The organism is Virgibacillus sp. GM2-2, assembly GCF_055329585.1.
On record NZ_JBUZWC010000017.1, the window covers coordinates 17,600 to 38,577 of the forward strand.

Annotated in this window: 14 protein-coding genes; 11 read left to right on the forward strand and 3 right to left on the reverse strand. The window is 37.3% G+C overall.

Features of this window, described 5'->3' with window-relative positions:
• Positions 1-34: 34 nt before the first annotated feature.
• From ACY9Z2_RS16070 to ACY9Z2_RS16110, 9 genes are all read left to right on the forward strand, one after another.
• Positions 35-880: an amidase domain-containing protein gene (locus ACY9Z2_RS16070; protein ID WP_463610680.1), complete on the forward strand. Its 846-nt coding sequence runs from the start codon at positions 35-37 to the stop codon at positions 878-880.
• Positions 881-922: 42 nt separating this feature from the next.
• Positions 923-1,396: a tRNA (uridine(34)/cytosine(34)/5-carboxymethylaminomethyluridine(34)-2'-O)-methyltransferase TrmL gene (gene trmL, locus ACY9Z2_RS16075; RefSeq protein WP_463610681.1), complete on the forward strand. Its 474-nt coding sequence runs from the start codon at positions 923-925 to the stop codon at positions 1,394-1,396.
• 447 nt (positions 1,397-1,843) lie between these two features.
• Positions 1,844-4,705: a 2-oxoglutarate dehydrogenase E1 component gene (locus ACY9Z2_RS16080; RefSeq protein ID WP_463610682.1), complete on the forward strand. Its 2,862-nt coding sequence runs from the start codon at positions 1,844-1,846 to the stop codon at positions 4,703-4,705.
• Positions 4,692-5,972 carry a 2-oxoglutarate dehydrogenase complex dihydrolipoyllysine-residue succinyltransferase gene (gene odhB / locus ACY9Z2_RS16085; RefSeq protein ID WP_463610683.1) on the forward strand — a complete coding sequence of 427 codons (1,281 nt, stop codon included), beginning with the start codon at positions 4,692-4,694 and terminating at the stop codon, positions 5,970-5,972. The genes ACY9Z2_RS16080 and odhB overlap by 14 nt, the downstream gene beginning before the upstream one ends.
• Before the next feature lie 223 nt (positions 5,973-6,195).
• Entirely contained in the window at positions 6,196-7,491 is a 1,296-nt protein-coding gene (locus tag ACY9Z2_RS16090) for an NCS2 family permease (RefSeq protein WP_463610684.1), read from the forward strand.
• A 347-nt stretch (positions 7,492-7,838) separates the two neighbouring features.
• The gene (locus tag ACY9Z2_RS16095; RefSeq protein WP_463610685.1) at positions 7,839-9,038 is read left to right on the forward strand and encodes a NupC/NupG family nucleoside CNT transporter; all 1,200 of its coding nucleotides are present in this window, start codon (positions 7,839-7,841) and stop codon (positions 9,036-9,038) included.
• Between the two features lie 112 nt (positions 9,039-9,150).
• Complete coding sequence (locus ACY9Z2_RS16100) at positions 9,151-10,578, forward strand: aldehyde dehydrogenase family protein (protein ID WP_463610686.1); 1,428 nt, start codon at positions 9,151-9,153, stop codon at positions 10,576-10,578.
• 274 nt (positions 10,579-10,852) lie between these two features.
• Complete coding sequence (locus ACY9Z2_RS16105; RefSeq protein WP_463610687.1) at positions 10,853-11,326, forward strand: hypothetical protein; 474 nt, start codon at positions 10,853-10,855, stop codon at positions 11,324-11,326.
• A gap of 108 nt (positions 11,327-11,434) precedes the next feature.
• Complete coding sequence (locus ACY9Z2_RS16110) at positions 11,435-12,853, forward strand: aldehyde dehydrogenase family protein (protein ID WP_463610688.1); 1,419 nt, start codon at positions 11,435-11,437, stop codon at positions 12,851-12,853.
• A 27-nt stretch (positions 12,854-12,880) separates the two neighbouring features.
• Here ACY9Z2_RS16110 and ACY9Z2_RS16115 read toward each other — a convergent pair whose 3' ends face one another.
• Positions 12,881-14,239: an MATE family efflux transporter gene (locus ACY9Z2_RS16115; RefSeq protein ID WP_463610689.1), complete on the reverse strand. Its 1,359-nt coding sequence runs from the start codon at positions 14,237-14,239 to the stop codon at positions 12,881-12,883.
• A 100-nt stretch (positions 14,240-14,339) separates the two neighbouring features.
• On the opposite strand from ACY9Z2_RS16115, the gene murG reads away from it, so the two are divergent.
• Positions 14,340-15,410, forward strand: coding sequence for an undecaprenyldiphospho-muramoylpentapeptide beta-N-acetylglucosaminyltransferase (murG, locus tag ACY9Z2_RS16120; RefSeq protein WP_463610690.1), 1,071 nt, complete (start codon positions 14,340-14,342; stop codon positions 15,408-15,410).
• A 391-nt stretch (positions 15,411-15,801) separates the two neighbouring features.
• On the opposite strand, the gene ACY9Z2_RS16125 is transcribed toward murG, so the two are convergent.
• Entirely contained in the window at positions 15,802-18,951 is a 3,150-nt protein-coding gene (locus tag ACY9Z2_RS16125; protein ID WP_463610691.1) for an MMPL family transporter, read from the reverse strand.
• A 14-nt stretch (positions 18,952-18,965) separates the two neighbouring features.
• The gene (locus ACY9Z2_RS16130) at positions 18,966-19,397 is read right to left on the reverse strand and encodes a MarR family winged helix-turn-helix transcriptional regulator (protein ID WP_463610692.1); all 432 of its coding nucleotides are present in this window, start codon (positions 19,395-19,397) and stop codon (positions 18,966-18,968) included.
• Positions 19,398-19,938: 541 nt separating this feature from the next.
• Between ACY9Z2_RS16130 and ACY9Z2_RS16135 the strand changes: the two genes are divergently transcribed.
• Complete coding sequence (locus tag ACY9Z2_RS16135) at positions 19,939-20,934, forward strand: ABC transporter substrate-binding protein (protein WP_463610693.1); 996 nt, start codon at positions 19,939-19,941, stop codon at positions 20,932-20,934.
• Positions 20,935-20,978 lie beyond the last annotated feature (44 nt).

The following is a 20,978-nucleotide window of genomic DNA, read 5'->3' on the forward strand; positions in this document are numbered from 1 at the left end:
CTCCATAAACTAATAATGGAGAGGGGTTATTTTTATGGACAAATTAATAGATTACTGGGAAAAGTGTTTACAGAATGAAGAAAACGAAGAAAGCTGGTGGTCAAAGAAAAAAAATCTCTGTAAGAAAAGAAATGTATCAATTGTTCGAGTCCAAGGGGAAGGTCACATTTATGAAAAAGTGAGCTATCGAAACAATCAACAGTTTCATTATGTTATGCACTTAAAAATGCTAATGAAACAGGGGGAAAACTTTTATCTCGAGGAACAATGTATTCCATATCAATTTCAACTCGAAAATCAAGCGATTAAAAATCATCGGGAGCTTCCTGTTAGTATGAAACAAAGAGAGGAAAATATAAACGCAGAAAAGATGGATCGTAGCCCTGCGGATAGTCGATTCAATTATGATCGATTGTCTGCTGTAAAGTATGCAAATCGTTGGTGGAATAGTTATAATCCTGCGTATCGAAAGTTTGATGTAGATTGTACGAATTATGTATCTCAATGCTTATATGCAGGCGATGCACCAATGCGAGGGGCACCGAATCGTAGTGAAGGTTGGTGGTATACCGATGCCAATTGGAGCTTTAGTTGGGCAGTAGCTCATTCGCTTAGATGGTATTTAAGTGGATCGACAACAGGTTTGAAAGGCAAAGAAATGGAAAAAGCTTCTGATTTAATTCCGGGTGACGTTATTTGCTATGATTTTGAAGGGGATGGCAGGTGGAATCATAATACAATCGTTGTCGCAAAAGACGCTAACGGTGAGCCTTTAGTAAATGCCCATACCTCAAATAGTAGAAATCGTTATTGGTCATATGAAGATTCGACTGCATGGACCCCAAATATTGCGTATAAGTTTTTCCGTATTGGTGAGTGATGGTATAATGTTTTAGGTAATAACAATGAAGGAGAATGAACAGTGAGTCTACATGTCGTATTATTTCAACCAGAAATCCCTGCTAATACGGGTAATATCGCCAGGACCTGCTTAGCTACAGACACTACCTTGCACTTAATTCATCCATTAGGTTTTTCGACAGATGACAAAATGTTACGTCGTGCAGGTCTGGATTATTGGAAAAACGTAGATATTCGCGAGTATGCGTCTATAGAAGAATTATATAGTACATATCCTGAAGGTAACTATTATTATATTGAAAACTTTGGAACAAAGCATTATACAGATTATGATTATAGTAATACGGACGAAGACTTGTTCTTTGTATTCGGGAGAGAAACGGACGGTATTCCTAAAGAACTGCTAGAAGGAAAAGAGGAAAAATGCCTACGTATCCATATGAATGATCAGGTGCGTTCATTAAACTTATCCAATACTGCTGCCATTATTTTATATGAAGCACTTAGACAACGAGGATTTCCGAAGTTGGTATAAAAAAAGCCGTCATGTAGAAATTGACGGCTTTTTTTATTATTGATTTTTTTTCGATACTCCTGGTTTAGCATCATGACCTGCAGTAAACATGGAAACAATGAATACTACACATACTCCCAATAATAAAGCTAAGTCTGTAGTCATGCTTGTGGCCTCCTTTAATTCTATATGTAACCACTTTTTTTCACTATTAGTGTCTTCATTATAGCTTAATCATTTCAAATTGTGAACCATTGGTATATAATTTTAGCCGAATTGTCACAAGTTATGTAGACGTGGTTGATAAAATTTTATCGGAAATTGTCGAAGAGTCCACCATCTGTATTGTCTATGTGCATAAAATAGGGTATATTAGTTGATGAAGTTGTATGACAGTTCTATAATGATTATTGTATGTGAAAAACCGTTACTGAACGGAGAAAGTTAACTCTAATGGGGGTATAAGACGTGGCACAGAATGAAGAATCTCATGAAAGATTCTGGGAAAAATTTTATGGTCCAAACATAGGGTATGTGGAAGAGCAATATGACTTGTTCAAGGAGGATCCTGATTCAGTCGATCCATCTTTGAAAGCAGTTTTTGAACAGCATGGAGCCCCTAAGTGGATAGATTCAAGCAATGCTGCTACTCAATCCGCAACAACTTCTACTTCTATAAATGATGTAAAGAAATTAACCTCAGCTATGAAACTTGTTGAGGCTATTCGTCGTTATGGTCATTTGGAAGCAGATATATATCCAGTTGGACTCACAAAAGAACGCGAAACTGAATTAGTTAATCCAAAATCGTATGGATTAGAGGAAAATGATCTGAAAAACATTCCTGCAACATGGTTATGGGAAAACGCCCCAACTGGCGTTGAAAATGGCTATGATGTTGTGAAGGAATTAAAAAAATACTATTCTGGAACAATTACGTACGAGTTTGACCATGTTAACAATGATGAAGAACGTAAATGGTTAATGGAGCTAATTGAGGCTGGAAATGCTCGTTTGTCACTTTCTGACGATGAGAAGACACAACTGCTTGAACGCCTAGCACATGTAGAAGGTTTTGAAAGCTTTTTACAAAAAACATTTGTCGGCCAGAAGCGTTTTTCAATTGAAGGCTTAGAATCAATGGTTCCAATGTTAGACAGAATTGTTAAATATGCGACAAACGATAAAATAGAACATATTATGATGGGAATGGCGCATCGCGGACGATTAAGTGTTCTTGCGCATGTTCTAGGAAAACCTTACGATAAGATTTTTTCTGAATTCCATCATTCACCAGATAAAGAATTGATTCCATCGGAAGGTTCAACAGGTATTAACTATGGTTGGACTGGTGATGTAAAATATCATTTTGGTGCAACAAAAGATGTAAAAGATGGAGATGAAACAACTACACGAATTACGTTAGCGCATAATCCATCGCATCTAGAATTCGTTAATCCTGTTGTGGAAGGCTTTGCTCGTGCAGCACAGGATGATCGTTCAGCAGCAGGATATTCAAAACAAGATATGCGAAAAGCTATCCCAGTACTTATCCATGGTGACGCAGCATTTATCGGCGAAGGTGTAGTAGCTGAAACACTTAACTTAAGTGGGTTACCAGGATACCAAACAGGCGGATCGCTTCACATTATTGCAAACAACTTGGTGGGTTATACGACGAACCAAGAAGATGGACGTTCAACACGATATGCTAGTGACTTAGCAAAGGGATATGAAATTCCGATTATTCACGTCAATGCAGATGATCCAATTGCGTGTATTTCAGCAATTAGAATTGCGTATGAATATCGTCAAAAATTCCATAAAGATTTCCTGATTGACTTAGTCGGATACCGTCGTTATGGGCATAATGAAATGGATGAACCGAGAACAACGCAACCACTTCTTTATCAAGACATTGATAACCATCCAACAGTAGCAAATGTTTTTGCGAAGGTCCTACAGGATAAAGGAACACTGAATGAGGATGGTTTTAAGAAAATAACTAGTCAGGTTGAAGATAGCTTACGTAAAATTTATGAAAGCATGAAGGAAAATGAAACTGGTTCTGCAGAAGTACAAAGTATGCCAAAGGCTTTAGCAAACGGGCTTGATCAGTTTGAAACAGCAGTATCATTAGATACACTGAAGACGTTGAATAAGGATTTGTTAAATCGTCCTGAAGGCTTTACTGGATTTAAAAAGCTAGAAAAGATATTGAAACGACGTGAGAATGTTTTAGAAGAAGGAAATAAGGCCGACTGGGGTGCAGGTGAAGCGTTAGCCTATGCATCTATCCTGAAGGATGGAATCCCGATTCGCCTTACAGGTCAGGACTCTGAGCGTGGTACATTCGCACATCGTCATGTTGTTTTACATGATATTAAGACGAATGAAAAGTACAGTCCAATGCATGGTCTAGATGTAAATGCATCGTTTGATGTTCGAAATAGTCCTTTATCAGAAGCTGGGGCACTAGGATTCGAATATGGTTATAGCGTTCAATCTCCAAATACGTTAGTACTTTGGGAAGCGCAATTTGGTGACTTTGCAAACGCCGGGCAAGTCATTTTTGACCAATTTATTTCTGCAAGTCGAGCTAAATGGGGCGAAAAATCAAATATGATTATGTTGCTTCCTCATGGCTACGAAGGGCAAGGACCAGAACACTCAAGTGCTCGATTGGAGCGTTTCCTACAAATGGGAGCGGAAAATAACTGGATCGTCGCAAATGTTACGTCATCAGCACAGTTCTTCCATTTAATTCGTAGGCAAGCTGCAATGCGTGGGCGCGAAGAAGCAAGACCATTAATTCTTATGACACCAAAGAGTTTGCTACGTAATCAACGGGTTGCATCTGAGGCGAAGGAATTTACTGAAGGAAAATTCCAGCCATTACGTCAACAGCCTAATTTAAAGGTTAGCAAGAAAAATGCGAAACGCTTGCTAATTGGTAGTGGTAAAGTCATGGTAGATATAGAAGAAGCTATTGAAAACTCTGAGGAGAATTTTGATTGGCTTCGTGCAATGCGTTTAGAACAAATTTACCCATTTCCTAAAAAGGATTTAGAGAATGAGTTAAAGCAATTGCCAAACTTAGAAGAAATAGTTTGGGTTCAAGAAGAGCCGAAAAATATGGGTGCTTGGGACTTCGTTGATGATTTTCTAAGGGATCTACTTCAGGAAGGTCAAACATTACGTTACGTTGGTCGTCCGAGACGTTCATCACCAGCAGTTGGTATTCCAAATGTCCATAAAACAGAGCAAAACCAGCTTGTACAAAAAGCGATTCAACCGTTAGAAGGAGGAGATTCCAGTGAAAGAAATTAAAATTCCAGAACTTGCAGAATCGATTACAGAAGGAACAATTGCCGAATGGCTAGTCAAAAAGGGCGATAAGATTGAAAAAGGTGACCCTGTTGTTGAACTTGAAACGGATAAAGTAAATGTTGAAGTTAACTCAGATTTTGCGGGTGTAATCGTAGAAATTATTAGTGAGGAAGGCGATGACGTAGAGGTAGGCGACGTTATTGCTAAGGTTGATGAAAATGGGGAAGCTGGCGGTGATGCTTCTGGGGAAGAAGCACCGAAAGAAGAGCCAAAAGAAGAGAAGGAAGAGGAATCTTCTAAAGAAGAGCCTAAAGAATCTCCGAAAAAAGAAGAAAAGCAAGAAGAAAAAGCTGATGATAGTAAACAAGACGTTATTGCTTCACCAGCAGCTAGAAAACGTGCGCGTGAATTAGGCATTGATTTAAGTTCAGTAAGTGCACGTGATCCACTTGGTCGTATTCGTCCAGAGGATGTTGATGCCGCTGCAAAAGGCGGAAACGAAAAGCAAGAAGAAAAGCCAGCTAAGAAAGAGCAAGCGAAGTCTTCTGAGAAAACGGAATTTGATAAGCCAGTAGAACGAGTTAAAATGTCTCGTCGTCGTCAAACAATTGCTAAGCGTTTAGTTGAAGTACAACACGAAGCTGCAATGTTAACTACCTTTAATGAAGTTGACTTAACAGCAGTTATGAAGCTTCGTAGTGAACGTAAAGAAAACTTTATGAAAAAACACGACGTGAAACTAGGGTTTATGTCATTCTTTACAAAAGCCGCTGTAGCAGCTCTTAAGGAATTCCCACTATTGAATGCGGAAATCCAAGGCAATGAGCTTGTATTGAAAAAATTCTATGATATTGGAATCGCAGTATCAACAGATGATGGTTTAGTAGTACCTGTTGTTCGTGATGCAGACCGTCTAGACTTTGCCGGTGTAGAACGTGAGATTGGAAATCTAGGTAAAAAAGCGAAAAATAAAGAATTGCAAATGAACGACCTACAAGGTGGAACGTTCACTATTACAAATGGTGGAACATTCGGTTCTATGCTATCTACACCAATCTTAAACGCACCACAAGTTGGTATTCTAGGTATGCATAACATCGTTAAGCGTGCAATGGTAATGCCAGACGATTCTATCGAAGTTCGTCCAATGATGTACCTAGCATTATCATATGATCACCGAATTGTTGATGGAAAAGAAGCAGTACAATTCCTAGTACGAATCAAGCAACTACTTGAAGATCCATATGACTTATTGTTAGAAGGATAAGAAAAACTAACCAAACCTGCTATGCTCATATTGAGTATGGCAGGTTTTTTGTTGGAAAATATAATATATGGTAGACCCTGTAAGAAAAATCGCTATCAAGGATTTTGTCTAAAATACATTTAAGCTAGTTTCTTTCAGGTTTCTATTGCAAATCTATTGCAAATAACGCTAAACACGAATATTATAGTATATGTTGGTTATATTATTCGGAAAGAAAGGTGTAATGATGAATAGTTTTTTTAAACTAAAACAAAATAATACAAATATCCGAACTGAAGTAGTCGCAGGATTTACGACATTTCTTACAATGGTATACATAGTAGTGGTCAATCCAGCTATTCTTTCAGCAGCTGGAATCCCGTTTGATCAGGTATTTATGGCAACTATAATTTCTGCCGTAGTAGGTACATTAATTATGGCGTTCTTCTCTAATTATCCAATCGCAATCGCTCCTGGGATGGGAATGAACGCTTATTTTACAAGTGTAGTTGCTTCCCAAGGATTTTCTTATCAAGTTGTCTTAGGAACAGTATTTATAGCTGGTGTCATTTTTATATTACTAAGTCTTACGAAACTCCGTGAAACGTTAATTGAAGCAATTCCGCCATCTTTAAAGTTTGGAATTACGTCTGGTATTGGGTTGTTTATTGCTTTTCTTGGACTAAAAATGTCTGGTATTGTTGTGCCAAACGAGGCAAATATGGTTGGATTTGGTGATTTACATCAACCAGTGACATTATTAACGTTGGCTGGTTTGTTCATAACACTAATGTTAATTGCGAGAAATGTTAAAGGTGCATTATTTATCGGAATGCTGATTACTGGTATAATTGGCTTCTTTACGGGGCAATTAGAATTTTCAGGTTCTCCTTTTTCAGCACCACCAATGCCAGTATTTTTCGATATGGATATTGGTGGAGTATTTGCAAATGGTCTATACACAATTGTATTTGCATTTTTACTTGTAACCATTTTTGATACGACAGGGACGATGATAGGAGTAGCAGAACAAGCTGGATTTATAAAAGATGGAAAATTACCTCGTGCTAAGTCGGCATTACTTGCAGATGCAACAGCAACTACGGTAGGTTCCATGTTTGGAACAAGTCCATCATCTGCATATATTGAATCTACTTCGGGTGTAACAGCAGGTGGACGAACAGGATTAACATCACTTGTAGTCGCTATATTATTTATTGTTTCTATTTTCTTGTCACCAATTATTGCTGCAATAGCAGGATTGCCAGCGATGACAGCACCCGTATTAATTATTGTGGGAAGTTTCATGATGGAAGGATTAGCCCGTATTAATTGGAAGTCATTTGATGAAGCGTTCCCAGCATTCGCGATTATCTTAACAATGCCTTTAACATCAAGTATAGCAACAGGAATCTCAATAGGATTCATAACATATCCTTTATTAAAGTTAATTAGCGGAAGAGGGAAAGACGTTCACTGGATCTTATATTTGTTTGGGATTATTTTCGTCCTGCAAATGATTTTCTTCCCAGCTCATTAAGATAGAAAAGCGTAGGCAACGAGGAGCCGTAGTTAGACAAAGGGAAATGATGGCAACAGCTCAGTGAAACATAGAAAGTTGCATAAACGTGCAAGCTATTTTGCGCTCGAAATGTACCATGTTCATAAAGGTTTCTAAGCATCATTAAAAAGACTTCAGCAATCATAAATTGTTGAAGTCTTTTTTGCGTAATTAAAACTTTCTAAAAAGGGTACTACTAAGTAACGTGAAAAATTGGAAAACACTTTAACTTGCATGACGTCTGACAACCTGTTACAATCACTAATGGCAAAACAAATTGTAAGCATTTACAATAATAGATTATTGAATAAAGGGAGGCTACATCCTTGGGTTTACTCTTAGATATTTTCCTTGGTGTTTTAGCAATCGTTGTGGTACTTGGAATAGCATTTTTAATGTCGAATGATAGAAAAAACATTAATTATCTAGCTATTGTAATCATGCTGGCAGCCCAGCTACTGATAACGGCATTTATGTTCAATACGAGTATCGGACAAGCCATTATTAATGGTATTTCTGCGGTTTTTAATAAGTTAATTGAGTTTGGTAATACGGGTGTCAACTTTATCCTAGGAGGAGTGGCGGTAGAAGAGGGCGGAAGTGTGTTCTTCTTTAATGTATTACTTCTTATTATTTTCTTCGCTACAATCTTATCCGTACTAACGTATTTGAAAATTCTTCCGACAATCATTAAATACGTTGGTAGCTTTATTTCGAAATTAACGGGATTGCCAAAAGTTGAGTCCTTCAATGCTGTAAATAGTATCTTTTTCGGTCAATCAGAGGCATTATTGGCGATCAAATCCCAGTTTCATCATTTGGATAAAAATCGACTTTATATCGTAAGTGCATCTGCAATGGGATCAGTATCTGCATCCATTGTGGGAGCGTATTTGCAAATTTTACCTGAACAGTATATTTTAATAGCACTGCCATTAAACATGTTCAGTGCCTTGATGGTCGCTTCTATCATTGCACCGGTAAAGGTTCCTAAAGAGGAAGATCATGTGGACATTAGAGATGTTTCCAATGATAAAAGCATTTTTGAAGCAATGGGAAATGGTGCACTAGATGGTGGTAAAATTGCCTTGATTGTAGCAGCAATGCTTGTTGCATTTATTGCCTCATTAGAGCTTGTCAATTGGGCAATATCATTTACTGGATTTACTTTACAAGAGATACTAGGTTATGTATTGGCACCAATTGGATTGTTAATGGGAATTGCTCCAGACGAGGTGATTCGCGCAGGTGGAATTATGGGTACGAAAATTGTTACAAATGAATTTGTTGCCATGCTTGAATTTCAAAAAGTCCTAGGTAGCATGTCGAAAGAAACAATTGGAATCGTAACGGTATTCCTAACAAGCTTCGCAAACTTTTCTTCCATAGGTATTATTGCGGGTACAGTACAAGCAATTGATAACAAGAAAGCAATTCAAGTTTCAGGATTTGGTATGAAGTTGTTAATTGGTGCAACACTAGCATCAATACTCTCTGCAACTATAGTTGGATTGTTCTTATATTAAAGAGAAGGCGGTGTTTGACACTTTTTTAAAGTGTCAAACACCGCCTTTTAAGTTTAATTATCATGCCTTCGGGATACATACATATTAGACTAACTTGAAGGAGAGCGATAGTGTGAGTGAGCAATTTGATCTTTTTATAGATGGTAAGTGGGTTTCTACGGATGAAAAAGTAGACGTATTAAATAAATATACACAACAATCATACGCAAAAGTTTCAAAAGCTGGTGAAAATGAAGTAGACCAGGCAATTGAAAGTGCTGAAAACGCGTATAAATCGGATCAATTAGGTGCTTATGATCGATATAAGATTTTAAAGCGCGTTTCCGAATTACTTCAGGAGAACAAAGACGAATTTGCGAAATCAATTGTGATGGAAGCTGGAAAACCATTAAAACAAGCAAAAACTGAAGTCGATCGTGCAACACAAACATTTGAACTGTCTGCTGAAGAGGCGAAACGAATCAGTGGTCATGGTGTGCCTGTTGAAGCAGCTCCAGGTTCCGAAAACCGAATGGCGTTTACTATTCGTGTGCCAGTTGGAGTAGTCGGGGCAATTAGCCCGTTTAATTTTCCATTGAATCTTGTGGCACATAAAATAGGTCCAGCGCTTGCAGCGGGTAATGCAGTAGTATTAAAACCAGCCAGTGCTACACCGACAACTGCACTTAGATTAGCTCGTCTTTTTGAAGAAGCAGGATTACCAGCAGGACTATTGAATGTAGTGGTTGGTTCTGGATCTGTGATAGGAAAACAAATGCAACAAGATAAACGTATATCCGTTTATACCTTCACCGGAAGTGCAGAAGTTGGTTTGAAATTAAAGCAAAATACGGGGTTAAACAAATTAATTCTGGAATTAGGAAATAACTCGCCTGTTATTGTGGACAAAGAAGCCGATATCGAGAAAGCTGCAGCAAATGTCGCGCAAAAAAGCTTTGCCTTTGCAGGACAAGTGTGTATTTCCGTCCAGCGCGTTTATGTGCATGAATCGATCCAAGAAAACTTTCAACAAAAGCTTCTTACAGCTATGAAAAAATTAAATATCGGTGATCCAAATGACAGTGCAACCGATGTTGGACCAATGATTTCAGAAGATGAAGCGAAACGTGCAGAATCTTGGGTAAATGAAGCAGTAGAAAACGGAGCGAAAGTAATTACAGGCGGGAAAAGAGAGGGAGCACTATACTATCCAACGGTCGTGACTGATGTCAAAAAAGACATGCGTGTAGTCTGTGATGAGATTTTTGCACCAGTGCTTTGTACAATACCGTATTCGAACATTGATACGTGTATTGAAGATGTGAATGAGTCACCATATGGTTTACAAGGCGGAATTTTTACGAAAAGTCTTGATACGGCGTTTTACGTAGCAAAACGAGTTGAAGTCGGAGGCATGATGATCAATGATTCTTCGCAATACCGTGTGGACTTAATGCCGTACGGTGGTGTAAAGGATAGTGGCTGGGGAAAAGAAGGGCCAAGGTATTCTATTGAAGAGATGACCGAAGAACGATTGATTGTAGTTAATCTAGAAGAATAGGTATGGAAGTAGGGCGGAATTCCGCTCTATTTTAATAGAAGAGTAGAAACGAAAAGCTGTCTAGCTCCAGCGCCCAGAAGCTGCCGTCATAAGCAATGGACACATAGAACGCTAAACCCATGCGTTCTAAGGTCCCTTGCTTATGCGTCTGCTTCTAATCGGGCGCTTGCGCATTTCTAATAGGTAAATTTTCGTAGTTATAAATAGAATGGTATTATCTTATTTCAACTCTAATAGAATAGACTAAGAACATTCTATTATGGGGTTGTCTATCATGCATACTAGTGAGATAAGTAAGGAAATGTATCGGATAGTAAAGGAATCCGAAATTGAAGAGTTTCTAACTATGCTACAGAACTATTTAACGGGCACAAACTCTAAAAATAAAAAATATAGCTTATCATTCTATCGTAACCTACCAATTTTAGATAAATGTTTGCGTAAGCTTTCTAGTAAGGAGCAAAAGCTGCTAAGTGTTAAAGTCAATGCTGTCATTGCGTATTTAGATGATATAAACAATATACATTCTCCTTCACCTTTTATAATAGGTGTTTTCACTGCGGTAATTTCATTAGTTTTAGGTGTGATGATAAAGGACTTTGCATCTTTTCCAGCATGGACGATTGGGATAGTAGTCATATGTTTTGTTTTGTTAATACCTGGAATATCATGGTTTACGCTTGATCAATCAGGAAAAAATGCGGAACTAAAAGAAATCTTAACCATTTTAAAAGAATTAGTAGAATAAGTTTTACATGTTTTACTTAAAGCGATAAAGGAAACATACTTTATGGACAAAAAAATAGTAGTAAGATATAGTAAATATAGAATATTTTAAATAAAGGAGACATTCTACATGCGTAACGAATTGAAGCATTACATTAACGGGGAATGGGTAGAATCAACTGGAACTGAAACAATGGATGTTATCAACCCAGCGACAGAAGAAGTAATTGGTAAAATTAGTCTCGGTACAAGAGAAGACTTGGATAAAGCTGTTGCGGCAGCTAAAGCAGCATTTCCTACTTTTTCAAAAACAACAAAAGAAGAACGAATTGAAATGCTAGAAAAAATTGCTGCTGAATATGAAAAGCGAAAAGACGACATTGTCGAAACGATTACAAACGAGCTTGGTTCACCAGTTAAGATTTCTGAGAAAGTTCACTACAACATGGGATATCAACATTTTTCCGAAGCCGCGAAAGCGCTTACTGATTTTTCGTTTATAGAAGACCGTGGTGGACATAAGGTTGCAAAAGAGACTGTTGGGGTTAGTGGGCTTATTACTCCATGGAATTTTCCAATGAACCAAACTACAACAAAAATTGCGAGTGCTTTTGCAGCGGGAAGTCCAGTTGTATTGAAACCATCTGAAGAAACACCATATGCTGCTATTATTTTGGCGGAAATTTTTGATGAAGTTGGTGTGCCAAAAGGAGTATTCAACCTTGTAAACGGTACAGGTGATGTAATAGGAGATGGCATTAGCTCACATCCAGATATTGACTTTGTTTCCTTTACTGGTTCGGTAGGAACTGGACAAAAAATCATGACGAATGCTTCGGAGACAATTAAGAATGTTGCACTTGAACTGGGTGGTAAATCTCCACTTATTGTATTAGAGGATGCAGATATTGAAAAAGCAGCAAAAGCAGCTGTTAATCATATTGCAATGAATACAGGTCAAGTGTGTACTGCAGCAACACGTATTATTGTTCCTGTTTCTATTAAAAAAGAGTTTGAAGAAGCAGTTTTAAACGTACTTTCAAAATTCCCTGTTGGTGACCCACGTGAAAAATCATTTGTTGGGCCGCTAATTTCGAAAAAACAGTGGGATCGCGTACAATCCTACATTGAAAAAGGTATTGATGAAGGAGCGAACTTAATTGCGGGCGGAACTGGTAAACCTGAAGGCATTGAGAAAGGATACTATGCTCGTCCGACTATATTTACAGACGTGAAAAATAGTATGGTTATTGCGCAAGAAGAAATTTTTGGACCAGTAATGTCAATCATTTCTTATGAAACTGTTGACGAGGCAATTGAAATTGCAAACGATACAGTTTACGGATTGGCAGGTTACGTAATTGGTAATGATCATGAAACACTTAGCAAAGTAGCTCATAGCATCCAAGCTGGACGGATTATGGTTAACAACGCTGCGCCTGATTTCACAGCACCGTTCGGAGGCTATAAACAGTCTGGTATCGGACGTGAATGGGGAGATTATGGTATTGAGGAATACCTCGAAACGAAAGCGATTTTAGGATTATAATTCATTAAAAAACAACGGGCTTTCACGTTAAGCCCGTTGTTTTCTTTGGAATTTTTTCTGTAAATAAAGCAATCTCCATAGTAATGCTACAGCACCACAGGTTAATCCAATAATTATTCCTACCCAATAACCAAACGGTTCAAGCGGGGTGTATGTTGCAAGGAGCCATCCACTTGGTAAACCAATTACCCAGTAAGATACAAAAGAAGTAATTAGTGTTACATTTACATCTTTGTATCCACGTAATGCACCTTGAATTGGTGCAGCAAAAGCATCTGCTAGTTGGAAAAAGATTGCGTAGTAGATGAATTGCTTGGTAAGTTCAACTACTTCCGTATTGTCTGAGTAAAGGTTTGCTACAAAATCATTAAAAACATAAAGTACGAATCCTGCAAATAACGCGATAAATAATCCGCTACTCATCCCGATAAGACCATATGTTTTTGCTTCATGCATTCGTTTCCCACCAATTTCAAATCCAATCGCAATCGTTAAGGCCATACCTACACTTAAAGGGATCATGTACAATAAGGAGGCGAAATTAATCGCTGCCTGGTGTGCTGCAATTGTATACGTACTATATATGCTCATTAGCAAGGTTACCGCTGAGAAAATACTTGTTTCGAAAAAAATGGAAAAACCAATCGGAATACCAATTTTCAACTGTTCCCACCAATCAACTAGGGATGGCTTAACCCAATTAGAAAATAGATTGTACTGACGGAACGGATGGATTTTATAAAGAATTCCGAACGCTATAATACAGACTACCCAATAGGTTATTGCAGTTGCAATACCAGCACCGATACCACCATAGGCTGGTACACCAAATTTACCGAAAATAAATACCCAGTTAAAGAATATATTGATAGGTAAGGAGATTAAAATAATAATCATCGAAATTCTTGTTTGACCTAGTGCATCAATAAAACACCGTAATGTATTAAAAATAAACAATGGTACAATTCCTGTAACTAACCAAATAATATATAGTTTAGCAATTCTTCTTACCTCTGGTTCCAAATCCATCGTACCTAAAATTGGTTCTAACAAAAAAGCACCGACAATCACAACAATAATTGCAAGTACGATAGATAAATATACTGCTTGCTGGACTTTACTTGCTAATTTATCGTTTGCATGCGCACCAACTAAATGGGCAATAATTGGTGTAACCGCAAGTAAAACGCCGTTAATTCCAGTAAAGATCGGTACCCAGAGACTTGAACCTATCGCAACGCCAGCTAAATCATTCGCTCCAGCTTGACCTGACATCACTGTATCAAAAAAGTTCATTAGATACATACTTACCTGAGTGATGAGAATAGGAATTAAAATAATGGTAAAAAGCTTTAGCTTTTCCTTTATCGTTGTTGTTTCATACATAAAGCTCTTCCTTTTTTTATCAATTTCTACTAGTATAGAGAAGTATTAAGAGCAATTATACCGTTTTATTTCGTAGTGCGAAAGAAGGGACGTTCAAGTAATGAATAAAAAGAGTATTCTGTTTACAGGTGGCGGCACAGCGGGACACGTCATAGTAAATTTGGCAGTTATTCCAATCTTTCAGAGAGAAGGATGGGAAATAAATTATATTGGATCAAAAGATGGAATTGAACGCAAGTTGATTGAGGAATTAGACGGAGTAACGTATCATCCGATCTCCACAGGAAAACTTCGCCGATATATGTCTAAAGAAAACCTTAAGGATCCTTTCAAAGTTTTAAAAGGAACATTGCAGGCTTGGCGAGTAATTGGAAAAACAAAACCATCTATTGTTTTTTCAAAAGGTGGATTTGTTTCCGTTCCAGTTATGTTAGCATCAAAGCTTCGCCGGGTTCCGGCTGTTATTCATGAATCTGACTTTACTCCTGGGCTTGCCAATAAAATTGCGATTCCTTTTGCAAAGAAGGTTTTGGCAACATTCCCTGAAACGATGGATTATTTGCCTAAGGAAAAGGCTGAATATGTGGGTGCTGTCGTACGTGATGAACTTTTTCAAGGTAGCAAACAAAAAGGATTAGCAATGTGCGGATTTACAAAAAATAAACCCGTTCTACTTATCATGGGTGGAAGTGGGGGTTCGGAGAAAATTAACGGTAGTGTAAGAGCTAGTCTAGATAAATTATTACCGGAATTTCAAATTATCCACATATGTGGAATTGGTAAGACAGAATCCGAATATAACCGCCAAGGCTACATTCAGTTCGAATACGTAACGGAAGAATTAAAAGATCTTTTCGCAGCGACTGATTTTATTCTTTCCCGTGCAGGGTCCAATGCAATATTTGAATTTTTATCATTACGGATTCCCATGCTTTTAATCCCTTTATCAAAAGGTTCAAGTAGGGGAGATCAAATCATAAATGCCAAGTCTTTTGCAGAAAAACGTTATGCACGTGTAATGGAAGAAGAAACATTAACAGAAGATTCACTTGTAAAAGAATTACTTCAGTTAAAAGAACATGAATTAATTATGAAGACAAACATGGAAACCTATCAAAGTGAAAAAGCAAAAGAACGAGTTATTGAAATTATTAAAGAAAATAGTAAATAATGGTGATAACGGAATCATAAAGTTGGTTACTGCAATTTGTACAATATTCAAGATTGCAACTTAGATATAGATAGTGTCTGTAAATGCTAAGTAGCGGACACAGGATCCCTTATTTTTACTTTTCGGCGTGTTTTTAGATAGTAAGAGGACACAGGATGCCTTATTCAATAAAAAAGAGTGATTTCAACCTGTTTTTAGGCAAATAAGGAATCGTGTGTCCGCGAACAGAAGCATTTCACCCGATTTTGGATGAATAAGGTATCTGGTGTCCGCTGATTTCAAATTCACTAATAGTAAAATTGTAAATAATATTTCTGGATATCGCTGTAATGATTGCTAGAAGTTATATAAAAAAACCTTCCTCAACAATTGTGAGGAAGGTTTTTTGTAGTTATCTTCTGAACGGCCAGAAGTTCAATTTACCAAACATCCTTACCATTACTGGTACAAATAATGGCAGCATTACTAAGGCGTATAGGAATAATCCTGTTAAAACAACTGTCGCAATTTGTAGTAGTGATAATACACCTGATGGAAGCATAGCACCAAAAGTTCCACCTAGGATAACTGCTGCAGAAATAATAACTGTCCCCATGTTCTTCATTGAATTGATTAATGCATCCTTGATCGAAATTTCCTGATACTCTTTAAATCGATCCATTAAGAATATACTATAGTCAATTCCAAGTGCCATCAACATAACAAAACCGAAGAACGGGATTGCCCATGATAATCCGTCATATCCTAAGATGTTAACAAAAATAACTTCTGTAACCCCAAGAGATGTGAAGTAGGTTAAGACTAATGAACCTATTAAATAAATCGGAATAATCAGGGACCGTAACATGATTACAAGAACAATGAATAAACCGATAATCATTAGCGTTACTGTTCTTGAATAATCTTCATTCGAGATATTTTGTAGGTCATTATTTGTACTACTTATTCCACCTAATTTTGGATCACTGTTTTCGAATACTGTGCCATCCTTTGCATCGTTTACAGTATCCTCAATTTTATCAACCATCTCGATTGCTTCAGAAGAGTATGGGTTTGCTTTTAAAACGACGTCAAATTTTGTAATAGTCTTGTCTTCTGAAATATAAGGTTTTGTACCTTCCATAAATGCTTCATTTTCAAGTGCCTGTTCTGGAATAACTACAGCCGGGTTTTTACCCTCTGCATTAAAATCTCCAAGATATTGTTCAACCTCTGACAATCCATTGTATATTTTTTGTAATCCGTCAGCACTTTTTCCTAATCCATTAGATAGTTGGCTTAGTTGATCTTGCATATCCGCAAACGCAGATTTCAGTTCTTTTTGACCACCATATATTTGTGCTAGGCCGTTTTGTAGGTTAGGAATGTTGTTGATTACTTTGCCTTGACCGTTTGCTGCTTGATTTAAGCCTGCCTGCAATTGGCTGATTCCATCAATTAGTTTACCAATTCCTTGTGAAAGCTTTTCTTGACCTGCAATTGTTTTACTAAATCCAGCGTTTAATTCGTTGAGTGGTGCGATTACTTTGTTTTGGATCTGTGTTTGTGCGCCACCTAGTTTTTCGAGTTGTGCTTGCAGTTGCTTAATTCCATCAATTGTTCCATTTATTTGCTGGATAGAACCATTGTAAAGCTGCATGTAATTGCTGTTTTCTTCACCCAGTTCAGGGTTTGATTGAACAGCAATATTTTTGGCTTTGGTAATATTATCTTTCGCACCTTCTAATGTATCAATTAACATATTCAATTGACTCAAATCAGTACTTGATGAACCAAATCCTTCTAAACCACTAGCTAGCTGCTGATAACCGTTCAACAATTGTCGGTTACTAGCGATGGTCTGATCTAAATTAGCTTTAATGGTTTGCAGGTTATTTTTTATTTCGCCTGCACCTTGGGCACCAGATTGAATACCATTTTGTATTTTAGCAAGTGCGTCACCAATATCACCGATACCATTTTTAGCTGCTTGTGTGCCTTCCATTAATTGATCGACACCATTTTGTGCTTCCTCAAGTTGTGGTGTTGCACCTTCAAGCTCCTTAGCAGCTTTTGCTAAACCTTCTTGAATCGTTTTAATTCCTTCAACACTGTCTCCGATTCCACCAGCTAATTGACCAGTTTGACTTTTTATTAAGAAGTCTTCAATTATTTCGCCTGCCGGTCTAGTAGCACTTCTTACTTGATCGACACCTTCCAACTGTGCAATTTCCTGTGATACTGTTGCGATATCTTGATATTCTTCAACAGTATCTATTGGTTCATCGGTTTCTAATACGACGGTGGTAGGCATTGTTTGACCTGGACCGAAGCTGTCAGCAATCCAATTAAATGCCTTAACAGATCCATATTCGTCTCCGATTTCTTGTAATGAATTATATGACTTATCTCCATCATACGTAATTAAGAATGGTAATGTAATTGCTGCAACGATTGCTAATGAAAGAATAGGTCGTGCCCATGCAAACAATCCTGCTGATTTCCATAGTTTGCTTTCCTTATGTGAAACATTTTTATCAAATGGCCAAAACAGTTTTTTACCTAGTACAACAAGGAAAAAAGGAACTAATGTTGCCAAAGCAATTAATACTACAGCGACGCCAACTGCAACAGCAACTGCTGATTGGTAAAGAGAGAAAGTTGAGAGACCGATTGTTGAAAACCCTACTAATACCGCTAAACCTGCAAAAAAGATGGTTTTACCAGCTGATTTGTACGTAGTCACAACGGCATCTTTAATCGAATCATGATGTGCAATTTCCTCTTTAAATCTACTAATTAACAAAATACAGTAGTCGGTTCCAATTCCAAACATAACGGCCACCATAAAAATTTGCGTGAACGTGGATAATGGGAATCCAACAGAGTTAGCAAGAATCGAAACAACCCCTTGTGCAGCCAGATAACTAATTCCAACTGTTAATAAAGGGATGAACGGTGCTACAAAGGATTTAAAGACGATAAATAGGATAATTAAAATTAACCCAACTGTGATAAATTCCGTACGCTTTAAGCCTTCTTCTGAATTTTTGGTTATGTCTAGCTGTATATATTGTTCACCAGTTAAATGGTGGTTAACTTCAATATTTTCAACGACATCAATTATTTTTTCCCTTGAATCACTAATTTCCTGATTAGCAAGCGAAAGCTCAAACGGAACTAATATAGTCGTTCCATCTTTTGAAACTGTTTGCTCAGCGATTTTAGGGTCTTCAGTGAATGCGAGAATATTGGAAATACCTAGTTTTTCATTATTCTCTTTAAGTTGTTCAATTGCCCTAGAAACTTCTTGTTTTTCCGATTTATCAAGACCATTATCATCGTGGAACACAAGAACGGCACTTGTCATATTTTCCCCATTACCAGATGACATTTGATCAATAAGTTTTCCTGCTTCTTGTGATGGGTAATTTTCTGGAACTGAAATTTGTCCTTTTTCACGTACAAGTTCCTGTAAGTTTGGTGAAAATATGAATAAAGCAGCTGCTGCAACTACCCACAAAATTGCAATTAGCCAGCGAAAACGAATTATTTGCTTCATGGATGAACTCCTCCTTATTGCTTCTCCATAACACTTGCTAATTTCTCAAGTGATTGAATGAACATCGTAATTTCTTCCTTATCAAAATGAGAGAGCTGATCTTCAATTACGGCGTAAACCTCTTTCTCCGTAAACTCAACTAATTCCGAACCTTTAGGAGTAACATCCAAATAGACATTTCTTCTGTCAGCTTGGTCACGGTTTCGCTCGATTAATTCCTTATCAAATAAGCGGTTTATTTGTGCAGTAACTGCGCTTTTTCCAACTCCAAAAGCATGGGCGATTTCTGTGCTGGTACAGTTATTATTATTTCGGATATATTGTAGAGTAGAAAATTGATCTGTTGTAATATCCGAATGTATTTTTTCTTTTAAAATGCTGTTGACTCCACGGTAGATAGTATTCATAGCGGTTTGATACCGACTAATAAGTACATAAATATCCATGTTGACACCTCCAACTATATAATAGTTCAATTGATGAATAGTTTAATAAGTGAACTATTTTATCGTAACAAGGTTAGTATGGAAGTACAACTATAAATTATGTATGTCACAAAATGGTCAAATTTAGGTTTGAATAATTAAAACGACGGGTACAGTTTATAGAGGATATTTCTGCACATTAAAACATTGTGCGAGTAAAATGTCGCATTTTTGAGTAATATGCGCAATGTTGGAAGAATATGAAGCTAAGTCATCGTATTGAACAATTCAACCTCTCCTATCGCAATATATCAATAACTAAGCAATTTGAATGTAGAAAATTATTCCTATATGATTAATAGTGTTGTTTGAGAAATGTATCCACCCGAAAATTCCATCTGTTTCCTCGATTGTATCGTCACTATCTTTTATAACAATCAAGTATTTTTCAATTACCAATTTTGAAACGTGAAATGTGGGCGACGTTTCATTTTAGTTTTTCCATTATTCGTGTTATTGGCAATTTTTTATTACTAATTATTGATGAAAAGGGGTATGTAAAATGAAAAAGGTTATTATGTTATTTTCAGCTGCGATATTACTAGTACTTTCAGCATGTAGCGGTTCCCAAGCAGATGGGGAATTAGAAAAAATTGTTTTTGCTGACGCTGGATGGGATAGTATTCGTGTTCATAACAGCATTGCACAAAAAATAATTGAAGAGGGCTATGGCTATGAAACAGAGGTAACACCAGGTTCGACAGCAGCAACTTTCCAAGGGCTAAGGGAAGGCGATATAAACGTTTATATGGAAGTATGGACAGATAATATCAAAGAAGTATATAACGAGGCAATTGATGCGGGTGACATCAAGAAGGTTTCTGTGAACTTTGATGATAACGTGCAAGGTTTATATGTTCCTACATATGTAATTGAAGGGGACAAAGAACGAGGAATCGAACCTATGGCTCCAGATCTGAAAACAGTAGAAGATTTGAAAAAGTATCCAAAGTTATTCGCTGATCCTGCTGAACCTGACAAAGGTCGTTTAATTAACGCGCCAAGTGGTTGGGCGGTGGAAAAAGCAATCACGCAAAAGATGGAAACGTATGGTTTGAATGAGACTTTTGTAAACTTTAAACCGGGATCTGACGCTGCAATTGTTGCTTCATTAACAGATGCAATCAAGGCAGGAGAGCCGTGGGTAGGTTATTATTGGTCACCAACTGCTGTAACGGCTAAATATGATCTAACATTATTGCAAGAACCAGAGTATGATAAGGAAGTTTTTGAAAAGACAAAGGGTACAGAGTTTCCACCGAATGATGTGGTAGTAGCAGTACACAAAGATATGCCTGAACAGGCACCTGAGGTCGTAGATTTCTTAAGCAATTATGAAACAAGTGCTACTTTAACGGAAGAAGCATTGAAATACATGGATGATAATAAAGCATCACCTGAGGAAGCAGCAATTTGGTGGATGAAGCAACATGAAGATATTTGGACTAGTTGGGTATCCGAAGACGTTGCTAAAAAGGTGAAGGAAACTCTGAAATAAAAAAGATTTCCGATTGAAATTACTGGCAGTTGGCTTTCTGGGTC